Origin of the sequence: Burkholderia sp. Cy-637 (assembly GCF_011753175.1) — a bacterium.
Classification (GTDB): Bacteria; Pseudomonadota; Gammaproteobacteria; order Burkholderiales; family Burkholderiaceae; genus Burkholderia; species Burkholderia gladioli.
This window is the reverse complement of the sequence record NZ_VWWC01000034.1, coordinates 43,276-51,530: the sequence shown is the minus strand read 5'-3', so window position 1 is coordinate 51,530 and position 8,255 is coordinate 43,276. Positions and strand designations below refer to the sequence as shown.

The 8,255-nt window shown below is 69.4% G+C and carries 8 protein-coding genes; 1 reads left to right on the top strand and 7 read right to left on the bottom strand.

The genetic code is table 11. The annotated features are described in order from the left end of the window. The coding region (locus tag F3J10_RS12540; protein ID WP_167242227.1) for an HD domain-containing phosphohydrolase at positions 1-1,124 on the bottom strand (1,124 nt) is incomplete at its 3' end. Positions 1,125-1,345: 221 nt separating this feature from the next. Between F3J10_RS12540 and F3J10_RS12535 the strand changes: the two genes are divergently transcribed. Then, the gene (locus tag F3J10_RS12535) at positions 1,346-1,924 is read left to right on the top strand and encodes a DUF308 domain-containing protein (RefSeq protein WP_025100083.1); all 579 of its coding nucleotides are present in this window, start codon (positions 1,346-1,348) and stop codon (positions 1,922-1,924) included. A gap of 124 nt (positions 1,925-2,048) precedes the next feature. Here the strand turns inward: F3J10_RS12535 and F3J10_RS12530 are convergent, their stop codons facing one another. The 6 genes from F3J10_RS12530 to F3J10_RS12505 all read right to left on the bottom strand — a co-directional run bounded on the left by F3J10_RS12530 (position 2,049) and on the right by F3J10_RS12505 (position 8,253). Continuing rightward, complete coding sequence (locus tag F3J10_RS12530; RefSeq protein ID WP_025100084.1) at positions 2,049-2,570, bottom strand: nuclear transport factor 2 family protein; 522 nt, start codon at positions 2,568-2,570, stop codon at positions 2,049-2,051. Between the two features lie 115 nt (positions 2,571-2,685). Then, complete coding sequence (locus F3J10_RS12525; protein WP_025100085.1) at positions 2,686-3,339, bottom strand: response regulator transcription factor; 654 nt, start codon at positions 3,337-3,339, stop codon at positions 2,686-2,688. A 54-nt stretch (positions 3,340-3,393) separates the two neighbouring features. Continuing rightward, positions 3,394-3,990 (bottom strand): hypothetical protein, encoded by a 597-nt coding sequence (locus tag F3J10_RS12520; RefSeq protein WP_167242226.1) that lies wholly within the window; start codon positions 3,988-3,990, stop codon positions 3,394-3,396. Between the two features lie 4 nt (positions 3,991-3,994). Then, positions 3,995-6,445 carry a fimbria/pilus outer membrane usher protein gene (locus tag F3J10_RS12515; RefSeq protein ID WP_167242225.1) on the bottom strand — a complete coding sequence of 817 codons (2,451 nt, stop codon included), beginning with the start codon at positions 6,443-6,445 and terminating at the stop codon, positions 3,995-3,997. Between the two features lie 171 nt (positions 6,446-6,616). Then, a complete protein-coding gene (locus F3J10_RS12510; protein ID WP_240155547.1) occupies positions 6,617-7,330 on the bottom strand; it encodes a fimbria/pilus chaperone family protein in 714 nt (237 codons plus the stop codon). Between the two features lie 155 nt (positions 7,331-7,485). Continuing rightward, on the bottom strand, positions 7,486-8,253 hold the full coding sequence (locus F3J10_RS12505; protein ID WP_166912345.1) for a DUF1120 domain-containing protein: 768 nt from the start codon (positions 8,251-8,253) through the stop codon (positions 7,486-7,488). Positions 8,254-8,255: the final 2 nt, after the last annotated feature.

Below are 8,255 nucleotides of genomic sequence, written 5' to 3'. Positions count from 1 at the left end.
GCCAGCGAGGCGGCCAGCACGCGCGCTTCCAGGCTCAGCGCCGCGCCGCGCAGGCCGCGGAAGTAACCCGAGCCGTCCTGCCGTTCGTAGGCCTGCGAGGCCAGCGCGGCGGCCTCGCCCAGGCTGCCGGTCTGCCGGCCGGCGCGCTCGGTCCAGTAAGGCACCAGCCGCACTTTTTCCCAGGCGCTGGCGGGCAGGGCGCGGGGCAGGTTCCATATCTCGTTGGGCACGGCGGCGCGGCCGATGCCGTGGATCAGGCCGGCCCGGTAGACCAGCGCGCGCGCCGCGGTGTCGCCGGCCAGGCGCGCGTGGCATTCGGCGGCGGTGGCGGCGACCGCGCGCGAGAAGCCCGTCATCCAGGGCAGTTTCAGGTCGATCACGTCGGCGACCAGCGCCGCCGAGCCGGTTCGCTGCATGTCGGTGGTGGCGAGCGCGAGCTCGAAATCGGCCGGCGCCGCGCTGGCCAGCTCGGCGAGCCAGCGCTCGGCGTGCCGCGCGGCGGTCGCCGCCAGATGGGCCGGATAGCGTTGCCCGGCGCGTTGCGCGATCAGCGCCAGCGCCGCCTCGATGCCGTGCGCGCGGCTGAGCACCTCCAGGTCGCCGGCCAGCGCCACCACCAGCACGGCGACCGGCACGTCCTCGCGCGCCAGTTGCGCGGGCACGCCGCGGCCGTCCCAGGTTTCGAAGATGGCGCGCAGCGCCGTCTCGGTCTGCGTGGAGAGGCCGAGGATGCGGGCGACCTCGCCCGACACCTCGCAATGGATCTGCGCCAGCGGCATCAAGGCGGCGCCGGCACCGGCGCGGACGATCGCCTCGGTCGCCTCCGGCCGGCCTTCGAGCATGTCGTTGCGGATCGCGATGTCGTCGCCGAACACTTCGGCGAAACCCGCCGCGTTCGCCGTGCAGCCCGACCAGCGCAGCAGCGACACCTCGCGAACCGTGTCGCCGACCGAGGCCGTGAGGCCGGCCGCGTGCGCGAGCCGTGCCGCCAGCCAGGCGGTGCGCAGCGAGTGATCGGTCGGCTGCCCCATGCTCAGGTCGCCGATGAAGGCCAGCGCCCGCACGGAATCGAAGATGCGCAACGCGGCGTGGCCGGCGTCGAGGTCGAATATCGGGTCGGACATGAAAAGTGATCGGGATGGCAAAGGATCCGGCATGCTGCCCGCGAGCGGGCGCGGCCGGATTGCCGATGATATCGGACATTCGGGTTCCGCCACGGCGCCGCGCTGCGCGCGCGGCGCCGAAACATCGGTCAATCGACCGATGTTTTGGCCGCCGGGCGCTGGCGATACTGGCAAGCATGCGGGCCGTCCGGCTCGCGAACCGGCTTTGCCAAGGAGCATGCATGTCCCAACCTCGTCTCGATGCCAGCAGCACCCAGCAGGAGCACTGGCTCAAACGCTACTACTTTTCCCGCGCGCTGTTCTCGGTGATCTGGGTGGCGCTGGCCTTCGCGGTCGGCCGCCAGAGCCCGGCCGCGGCGGCGGTGTTGCTGGTCATCTACCCGGCCTGGGATGCGCTGGCCAACTTCGTCGACCTCTCGCGCAGCGGCGGCGGCATGAGCGGCAATCCCACCCAGGCCAGCAACGTGGCGATCAGCGCGCTGACCACCCTCGCGGTGCTGCTGGCGCTGGGCTCGGGCCTGTCGGCGGTGCTGACGGTGTTCGGCGTGTGGGCGATTCTTTCCGGCCTGCTGCAGCTCGGCACCGCGATCCGCCGCTGGCGGCGCTTCGGCGCGCAATGGGCGATGGTCCTGAGCGGCGCCCAGTCGGCCCTGGCCGGTACCTTCTTCATCGTGCAGAGCGAGATCACGGTGCCGCCGCCGATCGTCAAGATCGCGGGTTATGCGGCGGTGGGCGCGGTGTACTTCCTGATTTCCGCGGTCTGGCTGCAAGTGAAGCAGGCGCGGCGCGGGGCGGCTTGAGGGCAGGGCCGAGCGTGTCGCGAAGCCGGCTCGGGCCGCGCGCGATCGTTGCGCGCGCAAGCTTGCGGGGTGATCGTCGCGCCGGCGCCGTCCCGTGCATAAGCGGGACGGCGCCGGTCGTCCTTTACTCCGGCAGCGCCTCGTGCAGCAGCCCGCGCGCCGGCGCGCTGCCGTCCATCGGGAACAGCTTGCGCGTCTTGACGCGCCATCCCTCGGCGGTGCGCACCACGGTCCAGCGGTTCGCCAGCACGCGGAAGATCCGGTGGCCGCGCGAGAGCCCGTGATTGGGCAGCTCCGTCTCCGGGCTGTCGCGATCGAATCGCACCAGCATCAGGTAGGAGGTCACGAAGGCCGTGTCGCCGTCCAGCTCGATGCGCGGCAGGTTGCCGAAATGCGCCAGGCCGCCGTCGAGCGCCTGCTTGTGCGCCTCGCTCTCCACCAGCGCGACCAGCGCGTCGCGGCCCACCGCGCCCGGCGCGGCCGTGCCGCGATCGAACACGGCGTCCTCGGTGTAGACATGTGGGAAGAACGGGCCGTGGCCGGTGTCGGCGCTCAGCGGATGGGAGGCGATCAGCTCGTAGATCGCGAGCTTGTCTTCGATGATGGCCAGGCGCTGTTCCAGCGCCGAGGTGGAGGTGGGTTCCAAGATATGGACTCCTGTCGAGATGAAGGGGAGGGCAGAAAACCTCGCTGCATTCTAGGGGGATTTCGCGTTTCCGAGGCGGCCGTCGGCAGGCGTGAGCGAGGAATTTTCCGCCCGCTCAATCGAGGCTGCTCCAGCGGTTCGTGCCGGGCGGCGACAAGCCGATCTCGAAGGCGTAATGGAACAGCTCGGCGTCGCGCTCGATGCCGAGCTTCTTCATCGCGCTGACCTTCTGCGCGCTGACGGTCTGCTTCGCGCGGTTCAACCGCAGCGCGATTTCCCCGATCGTGTGCCCGGCCACGTAAAGCCGGATCACCTCGAATTCGCGCGAACTCAGCGTGTCGGCGATGCGCTGCCCGCGCAGGGCGCCCCTCACGCTGGGCGAGTAATACCTGGCACCCGCGTAGACCGAATGCGCCGCCGAGATCAGGTGGTCGGCGTCGTCGAGCTTGCTCAGCACCGACTGCACGTCGATGCCGACGATCTCGCGCAGCATGCCTGGATTGTCGACCGTGGTGAACACCACGATCTTCAGGTCCGGCCAGTTGCGCCGCAGGTGCAGCAGCAAGGGGAAACCGTCCGGGAAGCCGCCGCCCGGCATCATGTAGTCGGTGATCAGCACGTCGCAGACGGTGGCGTCCAGCAGGGCGATCAGCTTGCCGGCACTGGCGGCGAGGCCGACGATCTCGAGCGTCGGGGCCCGGCCGATTTCATGCCGCATGCCGGACAGGACCGTGGGATGGTCGTCGGCGAGGATCAGGCGGATCTTCATGGTGACTGTCGCGGGGGCTCGGAGTCCGATGCGCGGGAAGCCAGGGGGCGCATGTCATGGCGAATCGCCGAGCAATTCGATGACGAGTTGCGCATGGCTGAGGATTTCGTCGATCGCGACGGTGCCGGCGAGCGGCATCACGGCCTCGATGCTCAGGCGTCCGGACAAGCTGCGTCCGGGGATGACGCCGTCGGACATCCTCACCGTCAAGGTCTGGCCGGGTAGCCAGGCGACTTCGTTCGCGATGGTGCCCGGCGCCGCGTCGCTCTCCAGCCACGCGGGTTTGCCGTCCAGGCTGAGATCGCCGAGGCGCACGCGCAGGGCGCCGTCCTTGCCGAAACCGGCCAGTCCTGCCGGGCCGGCCTGGCCATGCAGGCGCAGCGCGAGCCTGGCGGGCTGCGCGCAGACGGCCGAGAGCGAGCCTGCCTGGGTGCCGAAGGTGACGATGCCGGGCGCGATCGGGACGAGCTCCCCGGCGGCGCGGCGTGGATAGTCCAGGTGCGGCCGGGAGAGACGAAGCTCGCAGCGGGCGTGCGTCGCGGCGGCATGGGATTCGGACGATCGGGCGAAGCCCGGCTCGGCGGCCAGGCAGGCGGCCTCGAATACGATCAGGGCAAGTGCGATACCGGGCTTGGGCAGCAGGAATGTCATGGATTCATGGAGTGTGGGAGCGGGCCGGCGACACGGTTCGGCATACGGCGTCGATGCGCTCGTAGACGCTGTCGGCCGGGGCTTGATGAGGAATCGCGAATTCCAGTCGGCAGCTCGCGCCGTCCGGATGGCGGGCGAACAGGGCCTGCTCCGTGAGATCGGGCAGGAAAACCATGCTGCCGGCCCCGGCCAGGGTGACCAGCCGACCTTGCGCGTCGACGATTGCCGAGCCTTGCGGGATGCCGCCGCCATCCTCCGCGGTGACGTTCAGCAGCGCTCGCCGTACCGTCGAAATCGCGAATTGCAGCTTGCCGACCGCGCCGCGCGCGGCATGGATGCGTCGATAGCCGTTGGCGAGATCCATGTTGCGTTTCAGGGACGCGACCATGACTTCCACCTGCGCGCCGCCGTAGGCAGGCAAGGAGGGAATCACCGCGCGTCCCCAGGCGTCGGTCCAGACCTTGCCCGCCGGGGTGTTCAGCGCGATACCCGCGACCCGGCCGACGGTGGCGATGCCGAAGGTGTCGCGCACCGGATAGGGCGAGAAGCTCAGGCCATCGGCGTGCCATACCGCGGCGCCGCTCGCCTGTACCGACCACGAGTTGCTCCCGGCGGCGACGGCGGACCCGAGCGCGAGCTGGACGTGACGCGGTGTGAGATTCAGGTTGGCGCTGGCCGAGGGCGCGGTGCCCGGGTTGTCCCGCTCGGCCGAGAGCGAGTAGCTCGCATGATCGCCGAGCGCCGCGCCGGTGCGGACCCCGACGCCGCGTCGCGTGCCTGAGCGGGTTCCGTAGATCGCCGTGTCATGGCGGCCGAGCGCGAAGGAGGCGCTGACGTACAGATTGTCGCCATCGTGCCCGCCTCGACGCGCATCCAGTGCACGCTCGGCCGATATGGACAGATTGACGAGGCCCAGGCGCTTGCCCCAGGAGACGAACAAGCGCCGCGAGGTGAGGCCGTGGAAGAAGCGTGTGCCGTCATAGCTGAGGTTGAAGTTGCCCAGCGCGGCGCCGGACCACGACAAGCCGATGGTGCGCCGGACTTCGGGCCGGTCGCGGTCGAGCCCCTGCGCGATCGCGTGACCGGGCGAGCTTGGCAAGGCAGGTCGCGGCATGTCGAGCAGGTCCGAATATCCGCGCGACTGACGCGTCTCGGAGACGTCCATCGAGAAGCCGGCGGCCAGCCGGGCCGATCCCAGCAAGGTGGCCTTCACGCCGCGGGCATGCATGCGCGGATTATCGGCGCCGACCAGCTGCGCGCTGGTGCCGAGCCAGCCGGCGGGCTGCGCGTCGAGGCGAATGCCGAGTGCGCGATAGCCGCTCGCGAGCGTCACGCCGTGGCTCAGGTTGACCCGGCTGCCCAGGGCGAAGCCGTGGGCCACGCTGGCAAGCCATGGCGCGGGGCCTGCGCCGCCGAGATCCCGGAGCTTGCCGAACGACATGCTGAAGCCGGCCGGCGGCCCGATATTCAACGGCTGCACGGCGGCGGCCGGAATCGAGAAACCGTGCCGCCGACCGTCTGCCTCGATGACCTCGACCGTCACGTCGCGGCGGGTCGACAGCAAGGGCAGCTCGGAAAAGGAGAAAGGGCCCGGGGGTACCACGGTGGAATGGATCAGGATGCCGCCCTGGCGCACTTCCACGCGGGCCTGCGAATGGGCGATGCCCTGGATCATCGGGCTGCCGCTGCCGCGAGGCAGCAGCGCTTGCTCGGGCGCGATCTGGACGCCCGTGATCGGCGCGCCACCCGTGATGTCGCCCTGCGCCATGAGCTGGCCAATCTGGAGTGCGGTGCGATATCCGGTGAAACTGCGCTGGCCGTAGGCCTGCACGTGGCTCCATTGCCGGCTGCCGTCGCGCATCGAGAAGGCGTCCTGGCTGCGCACGACCCATCCCTGGTAATTGAAACCCGACTCGACCGAACCCTGCAGGAACCGGCTGGTGCCGCCCATCGATCGGCTGTAGCCGGCCAGCACGTTGTAGTTGAGTATCGCGGCCGCGCCGCCGGTGGTGTAGACGGGGGACGGCGCCGCGCGTGCCGCGACGGCCTCGGGCGGCGTCACCAGTTCGACCGCCTGTTGCTCGGGCAGCAGATGGACGGCGGTGGTCGGAAAGGCGTCGAGAAATGCGCGGCAATCCAGGGCAACCGGCTGCGCGAGCCGATCGGCGCGAGACGGCGAGGCAGGGTTCGCGGTCTTGCCGGAGGACGGCACCGGCCTCAATCCCGCAAGGCGCAGCAGCGCGTCGCTCAGGCAGATCCGCCCCTCGGCGTCGAAATGCGCCGGGTGGCGGCCGACGGTGCTGCCGTTGACGCTGAGTTCGACCAGGTTGCGGCCCGGAAGGAACCGGGAGGCGGTGCTGAAATGCGCGGCGATCGATGGATCGATGCCGCGCGAGCGCAATACCTCGGGATCGAAACGCGTGGGTTCCGCGTCGGCGGGAAGCCATGCCGTCATGCCGGCGAGCGCGAACGCAGCCGATGACGAATGGCGCAGCAGGCACTTGCGACCTGCCGCGGTTTTCCGTGCAGCGGGGGATGGCGAGGATGGGCACGTGCGTGTGCTGCAGACACCGGCGAGGCACGGGCCGGCATGAGGCTGGATGCTTGGCGAAACCACGGCGGTGAATCAGCGTCGCTCGAGGACGTAGCTATCGCTCATGTACCCATAGACGGTGGCCGGAAAGAGCCGGATGCCGTCGACCGATTCCGCCGCCACGTGAGCCGGCAGGGGGACCGACACGGTCTCGCCGGGCAGGATGTACGGCTTCGCCAGGACCGCGGCGGCGGCGCTCGGCAGAATCCGGACCTGCTGGTCGAGACGGACCACGTAGCGGCTCGGATTGCTCAGCCGAACCGTGTCGCGATCGAGTTGCAGGGTCAGCCTGGTCCAGGGCGTGCGCGTTCTCTGCAGGTCCTTCGGCAGCACCAGCAGGGGCAGATTCTGGCGCACCGTCATGCGCACGGTCTGCGCCTGGCGCGCCGTTTCCGGAATGCCCTCGAAAATCACGCGTTTCATGCGTTCGTTGCCGAGCGAGCGCGTGTTGGTCAGCATGAACCGGATCAGTTGCGTCTTGCCGGGTTCGACGCGTGCGATCGGCGGCGTGGCGACCACGAAGCTGTCATCGTCCTCGGCCAGGTTCTGGATGGTGGTCGTCAGCAGCATGGGCGTGGGATCGGTGTTGGTGACCTTGATGCTGCCGCCTTCCTCGGCCTCGCTGAGCAGGACCACCGAGGTTTCCGGCAGCGGGCCGCCGGCCTGGGCGTCGGCGCAAGCCAGGCAAAGCAGGGCGAGGAGGCCGCGAGCGGCGCGAGATCGTATCGTGGGGGGCATAGTCTTCATGCGGCGAGTCGGCCGGAATCGTCGCGCGACAGGGAGTGCGCGCGGCGGGATGTCAGCGGGATGGGGGCGGGAGCCGGGAGCTTGCCTGGGGTGGACCCCGGCGAGGGGAAGACCCGGCGGATGGGCACGCGACAGTTGTCGCGCGCCCGATGCGGCTAGAGGTAGCGCAGTTCGAAATTCACCATGCCGTCGAGCAGGATTTCATCCCGGATCGGCAGCGAGGCCTTCCTTGCGATGGTCGGCACGATGTCGAGCGTCATGCTGGCGGTGGTAATACCTCCCGGGGTCTGGCCGCCGAGCGGGTACGAGCCTTTCCAGAACGTATACATGCCGTAGCTGTGGCCGTCATGGACGAGCCAGGTGCCGAAGTAAGGATTGGGATTGCCGGTGGTGAGCCGGGAGTTTTGATCCGTCATGGCCGCCACTCCGCTACCGCCGTCGACCGTGACCTTGCCGATGTCGATCATGAAGGCACCGATCTTGACGGCTTGTCCGTCGGTACCGGATACCGTGCCGAGGCCGAATACCGCATATGCCCCGTTGTTCTGGGCGGCGACCGGACTGCTGCCCCATGCGAGGTGGCTGACGTCGCCGGTCGCGATCCTCGACGCCGCTCGCATGTCCTTCAGCGTGATGCCGAGCCGGGTTGGCATCGCGCACTGGATCGCCAGGTCGATCGACTTCGCCTCGAGTTTCGTGCCATCCGCGTCGAGCGAACTATAGGCTCGATCGAAGTTGACGTTGCCATGATTCGAGAAGTCGAGGCTGCAGGCCGGTGGCGTTATCCGGCCCGTCATCGTCAGGATCGCGCTGCCGGTGCCCGGCGGATCGCCAGCGGCCCAACCGGCGATCGGGCAGATCGACAAGGACGCGCCCAGCACGATGGTGCGGGCCGCTTGCCGCGGATTCCAGTTCCAATGCATGA

What these genes read in the sequence shown, in the direction of transcription:
- F3J10_RS12510 (WP_240155547.1), bottom strand. Translation starts at nt 7,330, where the DNA reads ATGAAGACTATGCCCCCCACGATACGATCTCGCGCCGCTCGCGGCCTC.
- F3J10_RS12520 (WP_167242226.1), bottom strand. Translation starts at nt 3,990, where the DNA reads ATGACATTCCTGCTGCCCAAGCCCGGTATCGCACTTGCCCTGATCGTA.
- F3J10_RS12525 (WP_025100085.1), bottom strand. Translation starts at nt 3,339, where the DNA reads ATGAAGATCCGCCTGATCCTCGCCGACGACCATCCCACGGTCCTGTCC.
- F3J10_RS12515 (WP_167242225.1), bottom strand. Translation starts at nt 6,445, where the DNA reads ATGACGGCATGGCTTCCCGCCGACGCGGAACCCACGCGTTTCGATCCC.
- F3J10_RS12535 (WP_025100083.1), top strand. Translation starts at nt 1,346, where the DNA reads ATGTCCCAACCTCGTCTCGATGCCAGCAGCACCCAGCAGGAGCACTGG.
- F3J10_RS12505 (WP_166912345.1), bottom strand. Translation starts at nt 8,253, where the DNA reads ATGCATTGGAACTGGAATCCGCGGCAAGCGGCCCGCACCATCGTGCTG.